Annotated in this window: 21 protein-coding genes and 4 pseudogenes; all 25 read left to right on the top strand. The window is 45.0% G+C overall.

Translation table 11 applies throughout. The features are described 5' to 3' along the window. Window positions 1-53: 53 nt before the first annotated feature. The 25 genes and pseudogenes from JCM10519_RS24555 to rseP all read left to right on the top strand — a co-directional run bounded on the left by JCM10519_RS24555 (window position 54) and on the right by rseP (window position 24,936). Window positions 54-995 carry a hypothetical protein gene (locus JCM10519_RS24555; protein WP_347842630.1) on the top strand — a complete coding sequence of 314 codons (942 nt, stop codon included), beginning with the start codon at window positions 54-56 and terminating at the stop codon, window positions 993-995. Between the two features lie 417 nt (window positions 996-1,412). After that, window positions 1,413-2,739, top strand: a pseudogene (locus JCM10519_RS00070) (putative DNA modification/repair radical SAM protein). Beyond that, window positions 2,736-3,515, top strand: a complete 780-nt coding sequence (locus tag JCM10519_RS00075; RefSeq protein ID WP_054737581.1) for a TIGR03915 family putative DNA repair protein — start codon at window positions 2,736-2,738, stop codon at window positions 3,513-3,515. The pseudogene JCM10519_RS00070 and the gene JCM10519_RS00075 overlap by 4 nt, the downstream one beginning before the upstream one ends. Before the next feature lie 289 nt (window positions 3,516-3,804). Then, a complete protein-coding gene (locus JCM10519_RS00080; RefSeq protein ID WP_347842631.1) occupies window positions 3,805-4,227 on the top strand; it encodes a magnesium chelatase domain-containing protein in 423 nt (140 codons plus the stop codon). After that, a complete protein-coding gene (locus tag JCM10519_RS00085) occupies window positions 4,217-5,353 on the top strand; it encodes a YifB family Mg chelatase-like AAA ATPase (RefSeq protein WP_347842898.1) in 1,137 nt (378 codons plus the stop codon). Before JCM10519_RS00080 ends, JCM10519_RS00085 begins: the two co-directional genes overlap by 11 nt. Further along, window positions 5,340-5,519, top strand: coding sequence for a hypothetical protein (locus tag JCM10519_RS24560; protein ID WP_347842632.1), 180 nt, complete (start codon window positions 5,340-5,342; stop codon window positions 5,517-5,519). Before JCM10519_RS00085 ends, JCM10519_RS24560 begins: the two co-directional genes overlap by 14 nt. A gap of 4 nt (window positions 5,520-5,523) precedes the next feature. Continuing rightward, window positions 5,524-6,294 carry a DNA-processing protein DprA gene (gene dprA, locus JCM10519_RS00090; protein ID WP_347842633.1) on the top strand — a complete coding sequence of 257 codons (771 nt, stop codon included), beginning with the start codon at window positions 5,524-5,526 and terminating at the stop codon, window positions 6,292-6,294. Window positions 6,295-6,313: 19 nt separating this feature from the next. After that, window positions 6,314-6,442, top strand: coding sequence for a hypothetical protein (locus tag JCM10519_RS24565; protein ID WP_347842899.1), 129 nt, complete (start codon window positions 6,314-6,316; stop codon window positions 6,440-6,442). A gap of 14 nt (window positions 6,443-6,456) precedes the next feature. Then, window positions 6,457-8,524: pseudogene (gene topA / locus JCM10519_RS00095) on the top strand (type I DNA topoisomerase). 133 nt (window positions 8,525-8,657) lie between these two features. Further along, window positions 8,658-9,473 carry a GTP-sensing pleiotropic transcriptional regulator CodY gene (codY, locus tag JCM10519_RS00100; RefSeq protein ID WP_054737586.1) on the top strand — a complete coding sequence of 272 codons (816 nt, stop codon included), beginning with the start codon at window positions 8,658-8,660 and terminating at the stop codon, window positions 9,471-9,473. Window positions 9,474-9,798: 325 nt separating this feature from the next. Then, window positions 9,799-10,539 (top strand): 30S ribosomal protein S2, encoded by a 741-nt coding sequence (gene rpsB, locus JCM10519_RS00105; RefSeq protein ID WP_054737588.1) that lies wholly within the window; start codon window positions 9,799-9,801, stop codon window positions 10,537-10,539. 190 nt (window positions 10,540-10,729) lie between these two features. After that, on the top strand, window positions 10,730-11,653 hold the full coding sequence (gene tsf, locus JCM10519_RS00110; RefSeq protein ID WP_054737590.1) for a translation elongation factor Ts: 924 nt from the start codon (window positions 10,730-10,732) through the stop codon (window positions 11,651-11,653). Between the two features lie 129 nt (window positions 11,654-11,782). Then, a pseudogene (locus tag JCM10519_RS00115) lies at window positions 11,783-12,699 on the top strand (ABC transporter permease). A gap of 17 nt (window positions 12,700-12,716) precedes the next feature. Next, entirely contained in the window at window positions 12,717-13,757 is a 1,041-nt protein-coding gene (locus JCM10519_RS00120; protein WP_054737592.1) for an ABC transporter permease subunit, read from the top strand. A 13-nt stretch (window positions 13,758-13,770) separates the two neighbouring features. Next, a complete protein-coding gene (locus JCM10519_RS00125; RefSeq protein ID WP_054737595.1) occupies window positions 13,771-14,781 on the top strand; it encodes an oligopeptide/dipeptide ABC transporter ATP-binding protein in 1,011 nt (336 codons plus the stop codon). Continuing rightward, window positions 14,778-15,758 carry an oligopeptide/dipeptide ABC transporter ATP-binding protein gene (locus JCM10519_RS00130; RefSeq protein WP_054737597.1) on the top strand — a complete coding sequence of 327 codons (981 nt, stop codon included), beginning with the start codon at window positions 14,778-14,780 and terminating at the stop codon, window positions 15,756-15,758. The genes JCM10519_RS00125 and JCM10519_RS00130 overlap by 4 nt, the downstream gene beginning before the upstream one ends. A gap of 116 nt (window positions 15,759-15,874) precedes the next feature. After that, a complete protein-coding gene (locus JCM10519_RS00135) occupies window positions 15,875-17,557 on the top strand; it encodes an ABC transporter substrate-binding protein (protein ID WP_054737599.1) in 1,683 nt (560 codons plus the stop codon). 193 nt (window positions 17,558-17,750) lie between these two features. After that, a complete protein-coding gene (locus tag JCM10519_RS00140) occupies window positions 17,751-19,451 on the top strand; it encodes an ABC transporter substrate-binding protein (RefSeq protein WP_054737601.1) in 1,701 nt (566 codons plus the stop codon). Window positions 19,452-19,611: 160 nt separating this feature from the next. Beyond that, complete coding sequence (pyrH, locus tag JCM10519_RS00145) at window positions 19,612-20,313, top strand: UMP kinase (protein ID WP_054737603.1); 702 nt, start codon at window positions 19,612-19,614, stop codon at window positions 20,311-20,313. A 14-nt stretch (window positions 20,314-20,327) separates the two neighbouring features. After that, entirely contained in the window at window positions 20,328-20,882 is a 555-nt protein-coding gene (gene frr / locus JCM10519_RS00150) for a ribosome recycling factor (protein WP_054737605.1), read from the top strand. A gap of 201 nt (window positions 20,883-21,083) precedes the next feature. Further along, a complete protein-coding gene (locus JCM10519_RS00155) occupies window positions 21,084-21,806 on the top strand; it encodes an isoprenyl transferase (protein WP_054737606.1) in 723 nt (240 codons plus the stop codon). A gap of 19 nt (window positions 21,807-21,825) precedes the next feature. Continuing rightward, a pseudogene (locus tag JCM10519_RS00160) lies at window positions 21,826-22,628 on the top strand (phosphatidate cytidylyltransferase). A gap of 103 nt (window positions 22,629-22,731) precedes the next feature. Continuing rightward, complete coding sequence (locus tag JCM10519_RS00165) at window positions 22,732-23,874, top strand: 1-deoxy-D-xylulose-5-phosphate reductoisomerase (protein ID WP_054737609.1); 1,143 nt, start codon at window positions 22,732-22,734, stop codon at window positions 23,872-23,874. A 1-nt stretch (window position 23,875) separates the two neighbouring features. Continuing rightward, window positions 23,876-24,076, top strand: coding sequence for a site-2 protease family protein (locus tag JCM10519_RS24570; protein WP_347842634.1), 201 nt, complete (start codon window positions 23,876-23,878; stop codon window positions 24,074-24,076). Next, window positions 24,073-24,936 carry an RIP metalloprotease RseP gene (gene rseP, locus JCM10519_RS00170; RefSeq protein WP_347842635.1) on the top strand — a complete coding sequence of 288 codons (864 nt, stop codon included), beginning with the start codon at window positions 24,073-24,075 and terminating at the stop codon, window positions 24,934-24,936. The genes JCM10519_RS24570 and rseP overlap by 4 nt, the downstream gene beginning before the upstream one ends. The last annotated feature ends 203 nt before the right edge of the window (window positions 24,937-25,139 follow it).

Genomic DNA, 25,139 nt, shown 5'->3' on the forward strand with positions numbered 1-25,139 from the left:
CAGCGCTTAGCAATACCCTTAGTACGTCAACGGCAGGGATTAAGGATGAAGATTTGCGGAATTTAATCCAGGAGATCAAGGATGAAGGGCTGATAGACGAAGATGAGATATCCTCCTACCTGTTTAATGAAAAAGGCTACTCCATTCAGGAAATCAATGCCCTTACCAGTTACTTGTCCTCTGCATTGGGAACCGGCCGTATTGCCACCCCTTCTAAGGCATCCAAGGAAATGCTGGGTGCAGCCGCTCCTCTGGCGTCAATTCTTCCCCAGATTGTTGACAGCGGTGCAGGACTGACCGGAGATTTGGGGAAAATGCTTGGGATGACCGATATGCTGGTGGCAGACCTGCATTCTTTAAAAGGCCCTGTAAACGGAACGATTAACGGAGTAATTGACATAGCCACTGCTACAGGGAATATCTGTGATACGGCTGACGATCTGATCAATTCAACCGATGAATTAAATGGTATTTTAAACCGCCACCATGATGATCTGATCGCGACCTTAAATGATGTTGGAAAAATGACCGACAGCGCCTCCAGAGGCATTGATTCCATGAATGTATTTTTCCGCTCTCTTGAAAACCAGATGAAGGTAGTAGGTGATTCCCTAAACAGCAGCACAGAGAAAACCTTAAACGGCCTTGCAGGCACGTTAGATGAGGCGGGAAATGGGCTGGATCAGACCGATGTATTGAGAAACGCAAAAAATACCATCAAGGGGATGATTGATGACAAATGGGATGAATATACAATGGACGATACGACCATTTTAAACATTGACCTGGAGGCATCTCCGATGTCCATGACATCGGCGAAAAATCCGTCTCCCAGAAGCATTCAGATGATACTTCGTACCGAAGAAATAAAAGATAAAGAGGACAGTGAAGATTTAAAGGTGGATGAGGATTTTCATCCTGACGGAAATATTTTCCACCGTATTGGTAATATCTTCAAATATATCTGGGCGTCCATAACTTCTGTTTTTAAATAACGGTGTACAGGATCTTCCTGTCGTGGAGTACTATGGGAAGCCTTGGGCAGAGGCATAGTATTAAGCCTTAGAAGAAATTACATAACCTGCTCCTTGGATTCTGCCGGACGGCGGGGAGAGGACGGAATTTCATGGATATGCGGGGGACCGGCCAAAGGACTGACCGGAAGGGATTCAAAACAGAAGGATTTTAAGTTTACTAATAGACAGCAGAAAAAGAGATGGATTATGTCATATAATTCCTTCTCTTTTTCTGCTGCTTTTTATAGGCTTCCAATTCCCATGCGGTATTAAGAACTTTCATAGCCCTGATTGCGCAAAATCTTCAGATTCCAGAACATACATTCGAAAACACTTGAAAAAAATGGTTTGTCTATGTTACAATAAAGAAAAAGAACGTGTGTTCGAGGTGTAAAAATGCTGATTCAGGAAGAATTAAGTGTTCAGGAAAAGCTTGAAATATTATCAGATGCCGCAAAATATGATGTTGCCTGTACCTCCAGCGGAGTGGACCGAAAAGGAAAGGCAGGTACTCTTGGGAATACAAAGGCAGCGGGAATCTGCCATAGCTTTTCCGCAGACGGCAGGTGTATTTCTCTTTTAAAAATATTGTTTACCAACCAGTGCATCTATGACTGCAAGTACTGCATCAACCGATGCTCCAATGATGTGGTAAGGACTGCCTTTACCCCTGAGGAGGTGTGCCAGCTGACGATCCAGTTTTACCGTCGTAATTACATTGAAGGGCTGTTCCTCAGCTCAGGAGTTCTTCACAGTGCGGATTATACCATGGACTTAATTTACCAGACCCTTAAAAAGCTTCGTGAGGAATACCATTTTCACGGCTATATCCATGTAAAGGCAATCCCAGGTGCGGATCCGGTCTTAATTGAAAAGACAGGATTTCTGGCAGATCGTATGAGCATCAACCTGGAGCTTCCCACTGCCGACGGTCTTAAAAAGCTGGCGCCCGGTAAAAGCAGGAGCAAGATTCTAACGCCCATGAAGCAGATTCAGACAGGAATCGCGGCCAACCGTTACGAGCTGATGGAATATGGAAAGGTTCCGTCCTTTGTGCCCGCAGGTCAGAGCACTCAGATGATCGTGGGGGCCACTGGAGAGAATGATTTTCAGATGATGATGGTGGCAGAGGCACTTTATCAGAATTATGATTTAAAACGGGTCTTTTATTCAGCGTTTGTTCCGGTCAACCAGGACAGCAGTCTGCCGGCACTTCCGGGGGGACCTCCCCTTTTGCGGGAACACCGGCTGTATCAGGCGGACTGGCTCATGCGTTTTTATGGATTTCAGGCGGGAGAGCTGCTTTCTGAAGACCGTCCTAATTTTAATGTACTTCTGGACAAAGTGTGACTGGGCATTGCGTCACCTGGAATTATTTCCGGTGGAAGTAAATAAGGCGGATTATTATACTCTGCTGAGGGTTCCCGGAATGGGAGTGAAGTCGGTAAAGCGTATTATTGCGGCCAGAAGGAATGGTCCTCTTGATTTTGATGCCTTAAAAAAGATTGGTGTTGTATTAAAGCGGGCACTTTATTTTATTACCTGTTCCGGCAGGATGATGTATCCGGTCAAGATCGAGGAAGACTATATTTCCAGTCACCTTGTGGGTGAGGAGCAGAGAAAGGTATGGGAGATCGGTTCATCGGGAACCTTCCGCCAGCTTTCTTTGTTTGATGATAGGAATGTGCCCGCTTTGACAGATTTGGGAGGAGTCAGGCTATGAAGACAGTCTATTTGTGCGAGAACAGCGTGGAAGGCATTCTAAGCGGTATATATGCGGCATGGACCAGCAGAAAGGGACATGAGAATGTAAAGCTGGAACTTATGGGAGATGAGGACACCATGGAGCTGTTCTGCCAGTATGAAGAGGTTCCGGTCAATGCCCGGAACGCAGACAAGGTAGTACAGGCTATCAGGGGAAAGATATCAGAGGAAGCCTATATTGCTGTATATAAAGCTGCATTAAGCAAGGAAAGAGACCGTGGGGATAAGATATACCGCTTTTTAATTTACGGCTTTCATTTTTGTGCAAAGGTTGTTTCTATGCTTCAGGTTAAGGAGGTATTCGATATTTTTCAAATGTGCCGCAATATTGATAATGAGACTCATCTGCTCACAGGCTTTGTGCGCTTTGTGGAAATGGAGGGAGATCTTTTAGTGAGCCGGATCGGACCAAAGAATGATGTGCTTGTTCTTCTGGCGCCCCATTTTATGGACCGCCTGTCAGGAGAGAATTGGGTTATCTATGATGAAAACAGGAGAAAGGCAGTTTTGCATCCGGCATTTCGTCCCTGGTTCCTGGTGGATCTGATTTCACCGGAGTGGGAGGAACGAATGAAAAAGGCGTCGGCTGAAGACGAATATGAGGCGCTTTTTCAGCGGTTCAGAAAAAGTGTTTCCATTAAAGAAAGGACAAATCCGGTTTGCCAGCGCAATCATATGCCGCTCCGTTACCGGGCCTATATGCCTGAATTTTCCCATGGTTTAAAGGATTCCTGAGCCTTTCCGGTTTCAGGCAAAAGAAAGAAAAACCATTGTCTTTTCCCTTTTTTTCGGTTATCATAAAAGCAGGTTCCGGTTCAGGAACATTCCATATGCGTTTCTGCATGTTTTCCTGGTTTGCTGTTTATGAAACTGAATAATGAAATACCCTGCGGGTATATCTTTACACCCGGTAAAACGGGGTGGGCCCTGCCCAGAAATCATGGGCAGGAATAATGAAACACCCTGCGGGTATACCTTTATGCCCAGAAATCATGGGCAGGAATAATGAAAGGAGAGGCAGTATTTGTATAGTAAAGTTCATAGTGTGGGAATTAAGGGAGTAGAAGGGGTCCCTATCCTGGTGGAGGCGGATGTCAGCGATGGACTTCCGGGTTTTTCCATGGTTGGTTATCTCTCCTCTGAGGTGAGGGAAGCTCAGGACCGGGTAAGAACGGCGTTAAGAAATTCCGGTTTCCGGCTGCCTGCAAGAAAAGTCACTATCAATTTGTCTCCTGCCGACATTCGCAAGGAGGGAACTGCTTTTGATCTGCCCATTGCGGTTGCAATTCTGGCAGCTTCCGGCATGGTTAGGCCTGCTTCTTTGAGTCATTGCGTGATTTCCGGGGAATTAGGGCTGGACGGAGAGATTAAGTCCGTAAGGGGAGCGCTTTCCATTACTGCGGCTGCAAAAAAAGGACGGAAAGACTCAGTGTTTTCTGCCCAATGAGAACGTCAGAGAGGGCTTAATAATAGAAGGAATGGAAATTATCGGAGTGGGCCATCTGAAAGATTTAACAGAGCAGCTGAACTATCCGGAAAAACAAAAAGCAGGCTGTTTAATAAAAGGCGGGGTGATGGGGCAGAGGCAGACTTATGATGTCGATTTTTCGGAGATTGGAGGCCAACTCCTTTTAAGGCGGGCCACAGAGGTAGCGGTGGCAGGAATGCACAACATTCTTTATATTGGGCCTGCGGGGACCGGAAAGACCATGTTAGCCAAACGAATTCCAACGATCATGCCATCCCTGTCAATGGAGGAGGCAGTGGAAATATCAAAGATATACAGCGTATGCGGGCTGCTTTCCCAGGAAGAGCCTATGGTGGTAAAACGGCCTTTTCGAAGTCCTCATCATACCATTAGTCCAACGGCTCTGGCCGGAGGAGGGCGGATACCAAAACCAGGCGAGATCTCCCTGGCATCCGGAGGCGTTCTGTTTCTGGATGAATTACCCGAATTTCAAAGAAATACCATAGAGCTTTTAAGACAGCCTCTTGAGGAGCGGAAAATAACTGTTTCCAGAATGTTCGGCGCATATGAATTCCCGGCGGACTTTATGATGGCGGCAGCCTTAAATCCCTGCCCCTGCGGTTTTTTTCCGGACCGGACAAGGTGCAGATGTTCAGAGCAGCAGGTACGCAAATATTTAAGCAGGATATCAAAACCGCTGCTGGACCGGATCGATATCTGTGCGGAATCCGCAGCGGTCACATATGATGAGTTGCAGGAAAAAAGAGGCGGTGAATCCTCTGCATCCATACGGAAACGGGTTGAGAAAGCAAGAAAGATTCAAAAAAAGCGGTTTGAAGGCCGCGGGATATACTTTAACAGTTCCATGAATAAGGCTCTGATTGAGTTGTCCTGCGGTCTTGGAAAAGAGGAGCAGGAGTTTTTAAGAAAGGTATACGAAAATCTGGGACTCAGTGTGAGAGGCTATGAAAAGATATTAAAGGTATCCAGGACGATAGCAGACCTGGAAGGCTCTGATAAAATAAGAAAAAACCATCTGGCAGAGGCGGTGGGACTGCGCAGCATGGAAGAAAAATATTGGGGAGGAATTTATGGACAGTCATGAGGAACGGGAGTATTTATACTGGCTTTGTCATGTTCCGGCTCTGGGAGCCATAAAAATAAAAAAACTTTATGATTACATCGGAAGCTATAAAGGAATATATAATATAGAAGAAAAAGAATTGGAACGGTCAGGGCTGCTAAAAAAAGACAGAAGCTTCCCTTTTTGAGGAGATGAAAAGGAAGAAAGACGCCTGCAGATCAGAGCTGGCGGAATTGGAAAATAGAGGAATTCATTTTGTTACGCCTTATGACAAAGAATATCCAAAACGGCTTCTTGCAATTTATGGATACCCGATGGGAATCTTTTATAAAGGAAAGCTGCCCGAAGATGAAAGGCCTGCAGTTTCCATAATCGGAGCCAGGAATTGTACCAATTATGGAAAACAGATGGCCGCTTACCTGGCAAGGGAGCTTTCCAGGGCAGGAATCCAGATTATCAGCGGACTGGCATGGGGAATTGACGGTGCGGGCCATCAGGGAGCGTTAGATGCCGGCGGGGATACCTATGGAGTTTTGGGCTGCGGAATCAATATCTGCTATCCCAGGGAGAATTATGGATTATATGAACGGATGGCAGCCCAGGGAGGAATCCTTACGGAGTTTATGCCAAACGAAGCGCCAAGGCCCTGTAATTTTCCCATGAGGAACCGGATCATCAGCGGGCTGTCAGATGGGATCCTAGTGATTGAGGCCCGGGAAAAAAGCGGCTCCCTGATCACTGCAAACCTGGGACTTGACCAGGGAAAAGAAATTTTTGCTCTTCCCGGAAGGGTGACAGACCCCTTAAGCGCGGGCTGTAACCGGCTTATTTCCGAAGGTGCTGGAATTTTGTTAAGCCCTGATTCTGTGCTGGAATATTTCAAATTACAGGGTGGTAATATATTAAGAGTTCATGAAAAAGATAAGAACGGACTTGTCAAAAAAAGAAAAAATGGTGTATAGTTGCCTAGATTTGCAACCGATGAATCTGGAAAAGATTATATCTTTAAGTGGATTGTCTGTCAGCGATTGTATGAGCGCTCTTTTAGAATTAGAGCTGAAGGGCTGTGTCGTGCAGACATCCCATCAATATTATGGTAAGAAACTATAGGCGAGGAGTTTGGTATGGCGAACTGTTTAGTAATTGTGGAATCACCGGCAAAGGTAAAAACGATAAAAAAATTCCTGGGAGCGAATTATGAAGTGGATGCCTCTAACGGACATGTGAGGGATCTCCCGAAAAGTCAGATGGGAATTGATGTGGAGCATGATTTTGATCCCAAATATATAACAATCAGGGGAAAAGGCGATATCCTGGCCAAACTTAGGAAAGAAGTGAAAAAGGCCGACAAGATTTATCTTGCAACTGACCCTGACCGGGAGGGAGAAGCGATTTCCTGGCATCTGATGAAGGCTTTAAAGCTTGATGAACTAAAGGATAAGCAGGTGTACCGGATCAGCTTTAACGAGATTACGAAGAATGCGGTAAAGACTTCCTTAAAAACCCCAAGAGCGATTGATATGGATCTGGTGGATGCCCAGCAGGCCAGAAGGGTTTTGGACCGTATGGTTGGATATATGATCAGTCCTCTCCTTTGGGCGAAGGTAAAAAGAGCTTAAGCGCCGGCCGGGTCCAGTCAGTGGCATTGCGTCTGATCAGTGACAGGGAGGAAGAGATCAATGCATTTATTCCAGAAGAATACTGGAACCTGGAAGCCATTTTAAAGCAGGATGGAAGCAAAAAGCCTCTGACTGCTAAATTTTATGGTGATAAAACGGCAAGATTGCCATTGGTAAAAAGGAAGAACTGGATGAAATACTGAAAGGTCTTGAAAATCAGACTTATCAGGTGGAAGAAGTAAAAAAAGGGGAAAGAGTTAAGAAAGCCCCCATACCATTTACTACCAGCACCCTTCAGCAGGAAGCGTCCAAGGTACTTAATTTTTCAACCCAGAAAACCATGCGTCTGGCCCAACAGCTATATGAAGGTGTGGAGGTCACAGGACATGGAACCGTGGGACTTATCACCTATCTGCGAACCGATTCCACCAGAATCGCGGAAGAGGCAGATATTGCGGCAAGAGAATATATTGGAAAGCAGTATGGCAGCCAGTATGTGGCAAATGGGGAACAGGCGAAAAAAAGCAATGCAAAGATCCAGGATGCCCACGAGGCGATCCGTCCTACTGATATTGCCCTGACCCCGGTTATGGTAAAGGAATCCCTGCAGCGGGATTTATTCAGGCTTTACCAGCTGATCTGGAAACGTTTTGCAGCCAGCAGAATGCAGCCGGCCGTTTACGAGACCACTTCAGTAAAAGTGGGAGCCGGAAGTTATGTTTTCACGCTTTCCGCGTCAAGACTGTCCTTTGACGGTTTTATGTCCGTATATGTACAGGAAGATGATAAGGAAGACAACAATGTATTGCTGGGCAATCTGGAAAAAGGCAGCATCCTTAAGCTGGATAAACTGGAGAGCGGACAGCACTTCACCCAGCCGCCGGCGCATTTTACGGAGGCCGCCCTTGTAAAGGCTATGGAAGAACAGGGGATCGGGCGTCCAAGTACTTATGCCCCTACCATTACGACTATCATTGCCAGGCGTTATGTGGCAAAGGAAAATAAAAATCTTTATGTGACAGAACTGGGCGAAGTGGTCAACAGCATGATGAAACAAAGCTTCCCAAGCATTGTGGATGTTACTTTTACTGCCAATTTAGAATACCTTCTTGACAGAGTGGGAGATGGTTCCGTCCAGTGGAAGACGGTTGTGAAAAACTTCTATCCGGATTTAAAAGAAGCGGTAGATAAAGCCCTTGTGGAATTAGAATCCGTGACCATCGCCGATGAAGTGACAGATGAAATCTGCGAGCTGTGCGGTCGGAACATGGTCATAAAGTACGGCCCTCATGGTAAATTCCTGGCTTGCCCCGGATTTCCTGATTGTAAGAATACAAAGCCCTATCTGGAAAAGATCGGCGTACCTTGTCCGAAATGCGGAAAAGAAGTAGTAATAAAGAAAACCAAAAAGGGCAGAATATATTACGGATGTGAGGCGAATCCTGAATGCGATTTCATGTCCTGGCAGAGGCCTTCCACTAAAACCTGCCCCAAGTGCGGTGCTTACATGGTTGAAAAAGGAAACAAATTACTTTGCTCGAATGAGCAATGCGGATATAGCGCTGACAAATAGGAAAAAAGAAATATTATTAAGAAAATCGAAAATCTTCAAAAAACTATTGTTATTTGAATATAATAATGTTAATATTTAATCATTAGAGGTGTATTTTAGTTTTTCACATAAATTCTTAAGGAGGTTTTCGGCTATGAGCGTACAGTTGTTGGACAAAACTAGAAAAATTAACAAATTATTGCATAACAATAATTCGCATAAGGTAGTATTTAACGATATCTGTGAAGTGCTGACCGAGATCCTGAATTCGAATATTCTTGTGATCAGCAAGAAGGGAAAGGTGCTGGGCATTGGCCTGACACCGGACATTGAGGAGATTCAGGAGCTGATCGCGGACCAGGTTGGCGGTTATGTTGATACCATGTTAAATGAGCGTTTACTAAGCATTTTATCAACGAAGGAGAACGTTAATCTGGAAACGCTGGGTTTCACTGGTGACAATATCAGAAAATACCAGGCAATTATCACACCTATTGACATTGCAGGGGAAAGGCTTGGAACCCTGTTTATTTATAAATCCGATTCCCAATATGATATAGACGACATCATTTTAAGTGAATACGGCACTACGGTGGTGGGACTGGAAATGATGCGTTCCGTTAATGAGGAAAATGCGGAGGAGACCAGAAAAGTGCAGATTGTAAAATCTGCAATCAGCACCTTATCTTTTTCCGAGCTAGAAGCCATTACCCATATCTTTGAGGAACTGGATGGCAATGAGGGCATCCTGGTGGCAAGCAAGATCGCTGACCGTGTAGGAATCACCCGTTCCGTTATTGTCAACGCCCTTCGGAAGTTTGAAAGCGCTGGAGTGATTGAATCCAGATCCTCCGGTATGAAGGGAACTTATATCAAGGTATTGAATGATGTGGTGTTTGATGAATTGAAAGCCATTAAGGCCGGAAACGTTAAAAATATACAGGAACGCCGTGATATAAAAGATATGTAAGATCCAATGTCAGAAGAAAAAGAGCAGAGAGAAAAACTGCTCTTTTTTATAGTAAAAGGTGAAAGAAAAAAACGTTCAGTTTTTAATTTGTGAACCGGTCAATATTCCTTCCCATCCAATTGATTCATAAGTACACAAAATATGGCAGTATGTGTTTAATTTGAACACAAAATGTAAAAAAAATACTTGCATCGTGTAGAAAGATATGCTATACTGGCTAAGCTGACAAAAAACACGCCTGCGGATTCCAGAGGAAGGTGCCGGATACCGGTCTCCTCGGAAGCAAAAGAAGCGGGCGGAAGTAAAACCAAATGGAGGTAATAACATGAGTGTTATTTCAATGAAGCAGCTTTTGGAAGCTGGCGTACACTTCGGTCATCAGACCAGAAGATGGAACCCTAAGATGGCTCCATACATTTACACTGAGAGAAACGGCATCTACATCATTGATCTGCAGAAGTCTGTAGTAAAGGTAGATGAAGCTTACAAGGCAGTATCCGATATTGCTGCAGAAGGCGGCAAGATCCTTTTCGTAGGAACAAAGAAGCAGGCTCAGGATGCTATCAAATCTGAGGCAGAGCGTTGCGGAATGTATTTCGTTAATGAGAGATGGCTTGGCGGTATGCTTACAAACTTTAAGACAATCCAGTCCAGAGTTGCAAGATTAAAGCAGATCGAGACCATGTCCGAGGACGGTACATTTGATGTTCTTCCTAAGAAAGAAGTTATCGCTCTTAAGAAAGAGTGGGAGAAATTAGAGAAGAACTTGGGCGGAATCAAGGATATGAAGAAGATTCCGGATGCGATTTTCGTTGTAGATCCTAAGAAAGAAAGAATCTGCGTTCAGGAAGCTCATACACTGGGAATTCCGTTAATTGGTATCGCTGATACAAACTGTGATCCTGAAGAACTTGATTTCGTGATTCCAGGTAATGATGATGCGATAAGAGCCGTTAAGTTGATTGTATCCAAAATGGCAGACGCAGTGATCGAGGCAAACCAGGGCGAGGCAGTAGCGGAAGAAGCAGAAGCAGCTCAGGAAACAGAAGAGACTGTAGAAGCTTAATTATTCAGGCGATTGGATGCTTCGACCTGCTTTGAGAAGCGGGTCGAAGCTTTTTTTTACTGGAAAAAGGTTCCTGTGCATAAAATGACCTTTGAGATTATCAAAGATGAAATAAACGCTCTGCAGGCATACCTTTATGCCCGAAAAGCATGGGCAATAGCAATGAAATCAATTGATGGAGGGAAAACAAATGGCAGCAATTACAGCTGGAATGGTAAAAGAATTAAGAGAGATGACTGGCGCGGGCATGATGGACTGCAAGAAAGCTCTCGCACAAACAGATGGTGATATGGAAAAAGCGGTAGAGTTCTTAAGAGAAAAAGGACTTGCAGCTGCTTCTAAGAAGGCAGGAAGAATTGCAGCAGAGGGTATTGTTACCACTGTTGTGACCGAAGACGGAAAGTCTGCAGCAATTGTTGAAGTAAACAGCGAGACAGACTTCGTTGCAAAGAACGCCCAGTTCCAGGAATATGTTGCAGATGTTGCAGCTCAGGTGCTTGCTTCCCAGGCAAATGACATTGATGCATTCCTTGCAGAGACATGGATAAAGGACAGCTCCTTAACCGTTGCTCAGGCACTGTCCAGCCAGATCGCAGTGATCGGTGAAAATATGAACATCAGAAGATTTGAAAAGATCGCTACCGACGGTGTGGTTGTTGATTATATCCATGGTGGCGGAAGAATCGGTGTTTTGATTGAAGCGGAAGCAGAAGTGGTAAATGATGCGGTAAAGGAAGCTTTAAAGAATATTGCTATGCAGATTGCTGCATTAACACCAAAGTATGTGAGGAGAGATGAAATTTCTCAGGAATTCATTGCTCATGAGACAGAAATCTTAAAGGCACAGGCTAAGAATGAGAACCCTGATAAGCCGGACAACATTCTTGAGAAGATGATCGTAGGCCGTTTAAACAAGGAATTAAAGGAATTCTGTCTTGTTGACCAGGCTTATGTAAAAGACGGAGATTTAACAGTTGGCAAGTACTTAGAGCAGGTTTCTAAGGAAGTCGGCGGTAAGGTAGATGTGAAGAAGTTCGTACGTTTTGAGACTGGCGAAGGTCTTGAAAAGAAGGAAGACAACTTTGCAGAAGAGGTTGCAAAGCAGATGCAGTAATCTTGTAACAGGATTCTGGGGGGAATCCCATGGGTATCCATGGGATTTTTCTTTTAAGACAGTGTCCGTTTACCATTGACAGATGTTTCCATATTAGCGAACATCACTATACCAAAGGAGTTGAGGAAAGTGGCTAAATATATTTTAAAGCGTATCGCTATGGCGATTGTAACCATCTTTGCTGTTGCATCGGTTACTTTCTTTGTCATGAATATGGTGCCAGGCGGCCCCTTCATGTCTGAGAAGGCTATCAGTCCACAGCCCAGGCGGCCCTTAATGAAAAGTACGGCCTGGACAAACCATTAAGCGAACAGTATACGACCTATATGAAGGATTTGCTTCACGGCAATCTGGGATTGAGCGTAAAACAGCGTGGCCGTACAGTAAATATGATCATTGAAACAAAGTTCCCTGTATCTGCAAGAATCGGCGGGATTGCAATCCTGACTGCTGTTCTTGTTGGTGTTCCATTAGGCAGTATTGCTGCATTCAAGCGCGGAACCGCTGTTGATAATATCATTATTATCTTCAGTACATGCGGTATCGCGGTACCAAGCTTTGTGGTATGTACTATTTTAATGTATGTTTTGAGCTTGAAGCTGGGACTTCTTCCCACGTTTGGACTGGCATCGTGGAAAAACTACATCATGCCCGTAATGGCTCTGGCATTTTATCCGTCCTCCTATATCGCACGTCTGATGCGTTCTTCCATGTTGGATGTTATGGGACAGGATTACATGCGAACAGCTCGTGCGAAAGGACTTTCCCAGATGGTCAGCATCTTTAAGCATGCACTTCGTAATGCGATTCTTCCGGTTGTTACATACTTAGGACCGCTTTTAGCCTATACCGTAACAGGAAGCTTTATTGTAGAGAAGATATTTACGATTCCAGGCCTGGGATCTGAATTCATTGGTTCCATTACAGGACGTGACTATCCTCTTATTATGGGTACTACGATTTTCCTTGCTACTTTAATGGTTATCATGAATGTGATTGTCGACGTTGCTTATAAATTCATCGATCCACGAATTAATCTGAAGTAAGGGAAAGGAGAAAGAAGATGCCAAAGAATAAATTATCAATGCAGCTTAATGTGGAAGACTTTCTCCCGGCAAGTGATGCAGAAAAAGAAAGCCTGACTGTCATGCGCAAGAGCGTTGGATTTTGGAAGGATGGAATTAGGCGCCTTAAAAAGAACAAGATTTCAATGGTCAGCCTTGCTGTGATCATTATTGTATTTATATTGTCCTTTATTGTTCCTCAGTTTTACCCATATAGCTATGAGCAGCAGATCCGCGGAAGCGAAAATCTTGCTCCCATGCAGTATTCCCAAAAGGAACTGACTGCCATGGATGCAGGAGAGGATGTATTTCCTCATATTTTAGGAACGGATAGTCTGGGACGTGACTATGCGGTCCGTGTCATGATGGGAAGCCGTGTTTCCCTGATGGTCGGCCTGATTGCTTCCTGTATCATTTTACTTATCGGATCCATTTACGGTTCCATCGCAGGCTTTTTCGGCGGCTGGGTGGATATGATCATGATGCGAATTGTTGATATGATTTATACGGTTCCGGATATTCTGATCATCGTATTGCTCTCCGTTGCCTTTGACCAGCCTCTAAAAGCCTTGTCCCAAAAGGCAGGTTTTCAATGGATCCAGGTCATCGGTGTTAACCTGATCAGTATTTTCGTTGTATTTGCCCTGCTTTACTGGGTGGGTATGGCCCGTATCGTACGAAGCCAGATCCTGATTTTAAAGGAACAGGAATATGTAACCGCGGCAAGAGCCCTTGGCGCCTCCAGTGGTCATATCATTAAGAAGCATTTGCTTACAAACTGCATTGGTACTTTGATTGTTACGACTACACTGCAGATTCCGTCCTCAATTTTTACGGAAAGCTTTTTGAGCTTCCTTGGCCTTGGTGTTGCTGCACCCATGCCTTCTTTGGGAAGCCTTGCAAGTGCCGCATTAAATGGTCTGCAAAGCTATCCTCACCGTTTGTTTGCGCCGGCTTTTGCAATTTCTATTATTATTTTAAGTTTCAATCTGTTGGGCGATGGTCTGCGTGATGCATTCGATCCAAAACTGAAAGATTAAGGAGGAGAGATCAATGAGTGAATATTTGGTTAATATTGAAAATGAACGTCTTTCCTTCTTTACTCCAGCAGGAGAAGTTAAGGCTCTTAATGATGTATCCCTTCATCTTCGTGAGGGAGAGGTTCTTGGCATTGTTGGCGAGTCTGGTTCCGGTAAGTCTGTAACAGCTTACAGTCTTATGGGCCTTACCGCTTATCCCGGACGCTTGATCGGCGGATCCCTTCAGTTTAACGGCCACCAGATTGAGCAGATGACAGAGAAGGAAATGAGAAAGATCCGTGGAAATGAAATTTCAATTATTTTCCAGGACCCCATGACCAGCTTAAACCCGGTTTATACCATTGGAAACCAGATTACTGAAGTAATCATGCTCCATACAAATAAAAATAAGCAGCAGGCAAATGAAAGAGCAAGAGAGCTTTTGGCCCTGGTAGGAATCAATGAGCCGGATAAGCGTTTGAAGCAGTACCCTCATGAGCTGTCCGGTGGTATGCGTCAGCGTGTCATGATTGCCATTGCCCTTGCATGCGAACCAAAGCTTTTGATCGCAGATGAGCCGACTACGGCTCTGGATGTGACCATTCAGGCACAGATTCTGGAGCTTATGATGGAACTCAAAGAGAAGCTTGGAATGGCAATCATCATGATCACTCATGACCTGGGTGTTGTTGCCAACATGTGCGACCGCATTGCAGTTATGTATGCAGGAAAAGTGGTGGAATATGGTGATACAAATGATATTTTCTATAATCCAAGCCATGAATATACAAAAGGATTGATCCGAAGCATTCCAAAGCTTACGGAAAAAGAACATAACAAGCTGGTTCCCATTGAAGGAAGCCCTGTTGATATGCTGAATCCGCCTGCAGGCTGTCCTTTTGCACCCAGATGCAGGGCCTGCATGAAGATTTGTCTGCGTGAAATGCCGCCGTATACGGATATATCTGATATTCACTATAGTGCCTGCTGGCTGCTTCAGAAACAGGATTTTGAGAAACAACAGGCGCAGAAGGGAGACGCATGATGGACAATAAATATCTTGTAGAGGTTAAGAACTTACAGCAGTATTTCCCTGTTGCCGGAGGCAAGTTATTTGAGAAAAAGGTCGTAAAGGCAGTGGATGACGTTTCCTTTGGAATCAAAAAGGGTGAAACTCTGGGACTGGTTGGAGAATCAGGCTGCGGAAAAACCACCACAGGCCGTACTCTGCTTAGGCTATATGAGCCTACCGCAGGAAAGATTTTCTTTGACGGAGAAGATATTACCAAGGTAAATATGCTCCCTTACCGTCAGAAGATGCAGATCGTGTTCCAGGATCCTTATGCCAGCCTGGATCCCCGTATGACCGTTGGGGATATTATTGGTGAAGCGATTGACATCCATCATCTGGCTTCCAGTAAAAAGGATCGTACAGATCAGATCATTTCCGTGCTCTCTACCGTAGGACTTAATTCAGAGCATGCAAACCGTTATCCTCATGAATTTTCCGGCGGTCAGCGTCAGCGTGTGGGCATTGCCCGTGCCCTGGCAGTGAATCCTCAGTTCATTGTCTGTGACGAGCCGGTATCGGCGCTGGATGTTTCCATTCAGGCACAGGTTGTCAATATGTTTGAACAGCTTCAGGAAGAAATGGGCCTGACCTACCTGTTTATTGCCCATGATCTTTCCATTGTGAAGCACATTTCCAACCGGATCGGCGTTATGTACTTAGGAAAAATGGTAGAGCTTGCAGACAGCTATGAACTGACCTTCCACAGCGTGCATCCGTATACCAAGAGCCTGATTTCTGCTATTCCTATCGCAGACCCGGAAACCAGCCGTAAATCCAAGAGAATTGTCCTGGAAGGGGATGTACCAAGCCCGGTAAATCCGCCATCCGGCTGCCGTTTCCGTACCCGGTGCCCTTATGCAGATGAGCTTTGCGCTGCTGAAGAACCAGAGTGGAGAGAGGTTTCTTCCGGCCATTATGCCGCATGCCACCATCTGGACAAAGTAAACTGATTTCCATTGCCATTTTATGGTTTTTATGCTATGCTAAGAATTAATCGGCACAACAAGCGTACAACGTGTTGCTGTGCCGATTAATATATTTTGTAGGAGGGAATTTATGAAAAAAAATGTCACTTGTATTGGCTGCTGTTATGGCAACCGGCATGATTCTTTCTGCCTGCGGCGGTAATAAATCAGCTGGTCCATCTGCAGGCGGTACCACTGCCTCGGCAAACGGGGAGACAACGACCCCCGCAGGAGGAACATCAGGAGGCCTTGACCTTGCAGTTCAGGTTGGCCCGGATCCGGAAAGCATTGATCCCGCTTTAAATAGTGCGGCTGATGGTGCGAACGTGATCGTACATGCATTTGAAACCCTGATGATTGTGGATTCAGAAAACAAGATTGTTCCTGGCCAGGCAGAATCTTATGATGTATCCGAGGATGGGATGACCTATACCTTCCACCTTCGTGACGGTCTGAAATGGAGTGATGGATCTCCTTTGACTGCCAATGACTTTGTGTACTCATGGAAGAGACTGGCAGATCCTGAGACAGCGGCTCCTTATGCAGCAGATATGCTGGGCTATGTAAAGGGCTATGAAGAGGCTGCAGCCGGAAACCTGGATGCACTTGGTGTTTCTGCTTCCGATGACAAGACACTTGTAGTGGAATTATCCGCTCCCTGTGTATATTTTTCAAAGCTTGTTACCCATGCATCCATGGTTCCTGTACAGCAGGCATCTGTAGAGGCAAATGGGGAGCAGTGGAGTTTAAAGCCTGAGACTTATATTTCCAACGGACCTTTAAAGATGACCGAATGGGTACCAGGTTCTCATATTACCTTTGCAAGAAATGAAAATTACTGGAATGCAGATAAGATTACTTTAAATACATTGAAATTCGTTCTGATGGAAGATTCCAATGCGGCTTACAGTGCTTATCAGACCGGTGAAGTGTCCATGATTAAGGATGTGCCTACAGAGGAGATTCCTGCTCTTAAGGGCAAAGAAGAGTTCCATGTAGAACCAGGCATGGGTATTTCCTATATAGATTTCCAAAACCAGAAAGAGCCCTTTAATAATCCGGATGTGCGTAAAGCTTTAAGCCTTGCAATTGACCGTGATTATCTGGCTAATACTGTTATGCAGGGAATTGGCGCTCCGGCAACAAACTTTGTTCCCCGCGGTGTTTCAGATGCGGAGGGCGGAACCTTTTTTGAGGATGTAACACGGAAGAATAACGGCGGCGACTTCTTTAACGTTGAAGATTATGAAGCCGATGTTGTAAAGGCAAAAGAGCTTCTTGCAAAGGCCGGATATCCTGATGGAAAGGGTTTCCCCATTGTTGAGTACATGACCAATGACGCAGGCTATAACAAACCGGTGGCTGAATACTTACAGAGCTGCTGGAAAGAAGCCCTTGGCATCAACGTGGACATTAAGATCATTGAGTGGGCTACCTTTACACCTACCCGCCGTGCCGGTGATTATCAGATTGCCCGTGATGCATGGAGTCTTGATTATGATGATCCTTCCAATCTGCTGAATTTAATGATGTCTACAAGCGGCAATAACAATGCCTTGTACAAAAATCCGGAGCTTGACAAGCTGCTCAATGAAGCAAACTCTACCGCTGATGTTGCAGAACATTATGCGAAGCTTCATGAGGCAGAAAACATGATCCTTAACGATGCTGCCATTGCTCCTATTGTTTATAGGAATGAATTCTGGTTACAGGATCCTAAGTTAAAGGGAACATGGTATTCTCCGTATGGTTACTGGTTCTTCCAGTATGCTACCATGGAATAAGAAAAATCTATTGTTTATAAACAGCACCCGGGAATATTCCCGGGTGTTTTTTGTCGGTGTAATCTTGTCATATAAACCATTTTTCCATTGCTATTTTCCTGCTTTTATGTTATGCTAAAAAGTAAGTCGCCGCAGTAGCTGATTAAAGCGTTATTGCGTTGATAGAATATGATTTTTATTAGGAGGACGATCTATGAAAAAAATGTCACTTGTGTTGGCTGCTGTTATGGCCTCCGGTATGATTCTTTCCGCTTGCGGCGGAAATAATACTGCTGGCACAAAAGCAGGTTCTGACACAAACACAACTGCGGCAGCCGGCGGCGAAACCACAGCTCCCGCAAATGGAACATCCACAGCACTTGATCTTGCAGTACAGGTTGGACCAAATCCCGAAACAATTGATCCGGCATTGAACAGCGCCGTAGATGGTGCAAATATAATTGTTCATGCATTTGAGCCTCTGATGATCGTTGATTCGGAGAACAAGATTGTGGGCGGTCAGGCTGAATCCTATGATGTATCTGAGGATGGCCTTACCTATACCTTCCATCTTCGTGACGGCTTAAAGTGGAGTGATGGCACACCGCTGACAGCCGAGGATTTTGTATTTTCCTGGAAGAGACTTGCTGATCCCAATACGGCTGCTCCATATGCAGGAGATATGTTAGGCTATGTAAAGGGATATGAAGAAGCAGCGGCAGGCAATCTGGATGCCCTTGCTCTTACCGCTCCTGATGATAAAACCTTTGTGGTTGAGTTATCAGTTCCCTGTGTATATTTTTCAAAGCTAATTACCCATGCATCCATGGTTCCGGTACAGAAGGCTGCGATTGAAGCAAGTGGTGACCAGTGGACCTTAAAGCCGGAAACCTATGTGAGCAATGGGCCTTTAAAGATGGCTGAATGGGTACCAGGCTCCCACATTACCTTTGCTAAAAATGAAAACTACTGGAATGCAGAGAAAGTTACTTTAAATACCCTGAAATTTGTTCTGATGGAAGATGGAAATGCGACCTACAGCGCATATCAGGCTGGAGAAGTTTCCATGATCAAGACCCTTCCTACGGAAGAGATCCCAAGCCTTAGAGAAACCGAGGATTTCCAGATCGGATCCACCATGGGTACGTATTATATCAGCTTCCAGACACAGAAGGAGCCCTTTAATAACCCGGATGTACGTAAGGCACTGAGCCTTGCAATTGACCGTGACTATGTTGCCAATACTGTTATGCAGGGAATTTACGCTCCGGCAACGAACTTTGTTGGCCCTGGCATCTCTGATGAAGAAAATGGTTCTTCCTTTGAAGAAGTGACCCGTAAGAATAATGGCGGCGATTTCTTTAATGTTGCCGATCATGACGCTGATATTGCCAAGGCAAAAGAACTTCTTGCAAAAGCAGGCTATCCGGATGGCCAGGGATTCCCGACCATTGAATACATGACCAATGACCAGCTGTTCCATAAACCATTAGCTGAGTATTTACAGAGTTGCTGGAAGGAAGCACTGGGAGTTAATATGGATATTAAGATCGTTGAATGGTCTACCTTTACACCTACCCGCCGTGCAGGAGATTTCCAGATCGCACGTAACGGCTGGTTATATGACTATGACGATCCATCCAATATGCTGAACTTATTGAAATCCACCAGCGGTAATAATGATGGTAAGTACAACAACCCTGAAGTTGATAAAAAGCTTGATGAAGCAAACTCCACTCCTGATGTTTCAAAGCACTATGCATTGCTGCACGAAGCAGAGAACATGATTTTAGAGGATTCCGCTATCGCTCCGGTTGCTTACTACAGCCAGCCATGGTTACAGGATCCCAAGTTAAAAGGCACATGGTATTCTCCATATGGCTACTGGTTCTTCCAGTATGCTACCATGGAGTAGGAAAGGTTGTCTGAATTAAAAAAAACACCCGGAAAATAATTCCCGGGTGTTTTGCTTTTATCCGGTCTTTGCTCCCTGCCTGCAAACTTCCTCTTTCCAACCATCCGAAAGTATGCTATAATCTCCTAAGACAATACAAAAGTACAGGAGAGTTAAGGCTATGAATCCAAGACGTGTATTATTAAAACTCAGTGGCGAAGCTCTTGCTGGTGCGAATAAGACGGGCTTTGACGAAGCTACTGTTAAAGAGGTTGCACGGCAGGTTAAAATATCCGTGGAGGCAGGTGTCGAAGTAGGCATTGTCATTGGCGGAGGTAACTTCTGGAGAGGCAGAACCAGCGATGCCATTGACCGTCCAAAGGCGGATCAGATCGGCATGCTTGCTACAATAATGAACTGCATTTATGTTTCCGAGATTTTCCGTAATGCCGGGATGGGCACTCAGATACTGACCCCGTTTGAATGTGGTTCCATGACTGAGCTTTTTTCTAAAGACAGGGCTAACATGTATTTTGCAGAAGGTAAAGTCGTATTTTTTGCCGGAGGAACAGGTCATCCTTATTTTTCAACCGATACAGGCATTGCGCTTCGTGCCATTGAAATGGAGGCGGATTGTATTTTACTGGCAAAGGCCATTGATGGTGTATATGACAGCGATCCGAAGACAAATCCCAATGCTGTTAAATATGATAAGATCTCCATTCAGGAAGTCATCGAAAAGCAGCTTGGTGTCATTGATTTAACAGCTTCCATCATGTGTATGGAAAATAAGATGCCCCTTACTGTATTCAGCTTAAATGAAAAAGATAGCATTGCCAATGCAATGCAAGGAAAAATAAACGGTACCATAGTGACCGCATAAACCAGGAGGACGATATGCAGGAAAGTTTACAGGTTTACGAAGACAAGATGAACAAGACATTAAAAGCGCTGGAGAATGAATACATGACAATCCGCGCAGGACGTGCCAACCCGCATGTACTGGATAAAATCAAAGTGGATTATTATGGAACGCCAACCCCTCTCCAGCAGGTCGGCAACATTTCCATCCCGGAAGCCCGGATGATTGTGATCCAGCCATGGGAGAAGAGTCTGTTAAAGGCAATTGAAAAAGCAATTCTCACCTCTGATCTTGGAATCAACCCGACCAATGACGGCAATGTGATCCGCCTTGTATTTCCGGAGCTCACTGAGGAACGCAGAAAAGATCTGGTAAAGGATGTAAAGAAAAAGGGAGAGGCAGCAAAGATTGCTATCCGTAACATCCGCCGGGATGCCAATGACTTATTTAAAAAGCAGTTAAAGGCAGAGGAAATTTCAGAAGATGAACAGGCAGAGGCTGAAGACAAGATTCAGAAGCTGACAGACAAGATGATCGCCCAGGTAGACAAAATGATTGAAGAAAAGTCAAAGGATCTTCTTACTGTATAAATATTTTGAACAGGGGCAGGCATTTTGCCTGTCCTGTTTTATATATCAGAATATTCCTTTGGAATTCCCTGATATATAAAACCGCGCTCCTCTGGGATGCGCACTCCGCGCTAAGGAAGTATGGTTGCTAAAGCAACTGCGCTCCGGCGCAAGAGTCTGCTCTGCAGACTCTTTATTCTGTTTTAAAAGGAGCGGCATTATATGGACAAAATGAATGAGAACATGGTGATTCCGGAGCATGTGGCAATTATATTGGATGGCAATGGCAGATGGGCAAAAAAACGGGGGCTTCCAAGAAGCGTGGGCCACAAGGAAGGATGCGTGACTGTAGAAAGAACGGTGGAGGATGCAGCAAGGCTTGGAATTAAGTATCTGACGGTTTACGGTTTTTCAACGGAAAACTGGAAACGCACTTCAGATGAAGTGGGAGCCTTAATGCAGCTGTTCCGCTATTATATGGTCAGGCTTTTAAAAGTCGCCAAAGCCAATAATGTGCGTGTAAAGATGATCGGTGACAGGAAACGGTTTGACCAGGATATTGTAGAGGGAATCGGTAAACTGGTGGAAGAGACGAAAGGCAATACAGGCCTGACCTTTGTCATTGCGGTTAATTACGGCGGCCGCGATGAAATTGTCCGGGCTGTCAGGAAGATCATGAAGGATTCGGCGGAAGGTAAGCTTTTGCCGGAGAATATGACAGAAGAAGTTTTTTCTTCTTATCTGGACACAGAGGGAATTCCGGATCCGGACCTTCTCATACGCACCAGCGGAGAGCTGCGGCTATCCAACTACCTGCTGTGGCAGCTGGCTTATACGGAACTCTATGTGACGGATTGCTTTTGGCCTGATTTTAATATGGAAGAAATGAAAAAGGCAATTGCAGCGTACAATAGTAGGGAACGAAGATTTGGGGGAGTGAAGTGATTCGGAGGGAGGAAACACCATGTTTACAACCAGACTGATAAGCGGAGTCATTCTCGTTATAATTGCTCTTTTTACAGTTGGAAGTGGGGGAGTCTTGCTTTTTGCCACAACCGTTTTCATTTCCATGATTGGTTTGTTTGAGTTGTATCGTGTGATGAAAATACAGAAAAACCCACTGGGATTTATGGGGTATCTAACGGTCTTGTCCTATTATGGGCTGCTGTGGTTTCGTGGAGAGCAGTTTATGATGCTCATGTCCATTGCATTTTTGATGATCCTTATGAGTATTTATGTATTTGCCTTTCCAAAGTATCAGATGGAAGAGGTGACTGTGGCCTTTTTTTGGAGTTTTTTTATGTTGCAGTCATGCTGTCCTATCTTTATCAGGTCCGTACCATGGCAGACGGGAAATATCTGGTGTGGCTGGTATTTTTAAGCTCATGGGGATGCGATACCTGTGCTTATTGCGTGGGAATGCTTATTGGGAATCACAGGCTGGCACCTGTACTTAGCCCTAAGAAGTCCATAGAAGGGGCAATCGGCGGAGTGGCCGGTGCAGCACTTTTAGGAGTTCTTTATGCATCTGTTTTTGGAGGGTCCATGACGGAGATACGCAATCCTCAGGCAGCCTGCGGACTGGCCTGTGCCATTGGGGCGGTAATCTCCCAGATTGGGGATCTGGCTGCATCTGCAATAAAACGCAATCACCAGGTAAAGGATTATGGAAAATTAATTCCGGGCCATGGGGGAATTCTGGACCGCTTTGACAGTATGCTTTTTACGGCGCCTGCCATTTATTTTGCGGTGACATTTTTACGTTAAAGGATCATTTGGCCTGGATTTTGGAAACACCTTACAAGGAAAGCCTTTTTTTCCCGGAAAGAATGGCGGTAAATTGGAAAAGAAAAGGAGTAAGCGGCATAAGATGAGGAAAATAGCAATTCTGGGTTCAACGGGATCCATCGGAAAACAAACTCTGGAGGTGGCTGAAAATCAAAAGGATATAGAAGTGACTGCTCTGGCGGCAGGCAGCAATATCTGCCTGTTAGAAGAACAGATCAGAAAATTTCATCCAAAGATGGCATGCGTGTGGAGAGAAGATAAGGCCAGGGAGCTGGCGGCATCGGTAAAGGATCTGCCGGTCCGTATTGTTTCCGGAATGGAGGGACTTATTGAAGTTGCCAGTTCATGCTCTGCAGAAATTGTGGTCACTGCCATTGTGGGGATGATAGGAATCCGTCCTACCATTGCAGCCATTGAGGCTGGAAAGGACATTGCTCTTGCCAACAAGGAAACCCTTGTAACTGCCGGGCACATCATTATGCCATTGGCAAAAGAACGGGGTGTGAAGATTCTTCCTGTGGACAGCGAGCACAGCGCTATTTTTCAGTGCTTGAACGGGGAAGATAAAAAAGCAGTCCATAAGATCCTTCTGACGGCGTCCGGCGGTCCTTTCCGTGGAAAAACCAGAAAGGAGATGGAGTCTGTGCAGGTGGAGGATGCTTTAAAACATCCGAACTGGTCTATGGGCAGGAAGATTACCATTGATTCCTCTACCATGGTCAATAAAGGCCTTGAAGTGATGGAAGCAAAGTGGCTTTTTGGCGTGGAGATGGATCAGGTACAGGTGGTAATCCAGCCTAAAAGCGTGATTCATTCCATGGTGGAGTTTGAGGATGGAGCGGTTATGGCACAGCTTGGAACTCCGGATATGAAGCTCCCGATTCAGTATGCACTTTTCTATCCGGAGAGGAGATTTCTTCCCGGTGACCGTCTGGATTTCTGGAATATTGGTCAAATAACGTTTGAAAAACCGGATATGGTAAATTTTCCCGGTTTAAAATTGGCATATATTGCCGGAAAGAAAGGCGGAACACTTCCAACGGTTTTCAATGCTGCCAATGAACGGGCAGTTGCCAAATTTTTAAATAGAGAAATTACATATCCGGCAATAACTGATATGATAGAGGGAGCTATGAACGGGCATACTGTAAAAGAGAATCCCACAATAGAGGAAATTCTTGAAGCAGAGGCTGCAGCTTATGAATATATAGAAAGCAGGTGGTAAATTGTCCAGCGTTATCGTAGCGATTCTGGTTTTTGGACTGATCGTTTTAATTCATGAATTAGGGCATTTTTTATTCGCAAAAGTAAACGGGATCGCGGTGGTTGAGTTTTCAATCGGCATGGGGCCAAGGCTGGTCCGTTTTAAAAAAAAGGTGAGACCATTTATTCCATTAAGGCACTGCCCCTGGGCGGTTCCTGTATGATGCTTGGGGAAGATGAGGAAAACCCCGATGAACGGGCATTCCAGAACAAATCAATTCCGGCCAGGATGTCAGTGATTGCGGCAGGTCCCATATTTAATTTTATTTTAGCCTTTTTCCTGGCAGTGATTCTTGTAGGAATGAACGGATATGATACTACCTATATAAAGGAAGTAACCGAAAGTTCACCTGCTTATGAGGCGGGAATCCGTCCGGGAGATAAGCTTCTTAGGATCAATGGGGAAAATGTATCCATGTATCGGGATTACATTCTTTATAAGCTTTTAAAGCCTGAGGAAAAGATGAATGTTGTGGAATTTTCCAGACTGGATCCCTCTACAGGCAATGTAAGCACTCACTCTGCTTCTGTCACTCCCCAGTATTCAGAGGATAGCGGAAAATATTTAATCGGCATTATCATTGCACCTGAGAATAAGAAGGTCGCCTCTTTTGGCCAGCTTGTAAAATATGGATACATGGAAATGGAATACGATGTAAAGCTGACAGTAAAAAGCCTTGGCATGCTCTTTACCGGAAAGGCAAGCGTCAATGATTTAAGCGGTCCTGTGGGCATTGTGGTCATGATCGATGATTCGGTTAAGGCCGGACTTACGGTCAGCGTTGCAGCGGCACTTATGAATGTGATCAGCATGTGTATTCTGCTGAGTGCAAACCTGGGCGTTATGAATCTTCTTCCCATCCCAGCCCTTGACGGAGGGAGGCTTTTATTCCTGATCATTGAAGCCATCAGAGGAAAGCGCATGGATCCGGAGAAAGAGGGCCTGGTAAATCTGATCAGCATGGCGGCTCTTATGGCCCTCATGATATTTGTAGTGTTTAATGATATCAGCAGGTTTACATGAGCAAACCATATTTAACCGAATCAAGTAAGCCCCCCTGCTTCAAATGCGGAAAGCATAAGTGTGTGTGGGCTTGCTTAGGTAACGGGCCAAAGGAACATACTTATATGTTTACCTGGCGGCTGCCATAATAACCGGATGAAACCCGTAAAGCGGGTTGCTTCCGGTTTTGGGCGTGCTGGAATCGGCAGCATGGGAAAAAGGCA

The sequence above is a fragment of the Clostridium sp. NkU-1 genome, assembly GCA_001312405.1.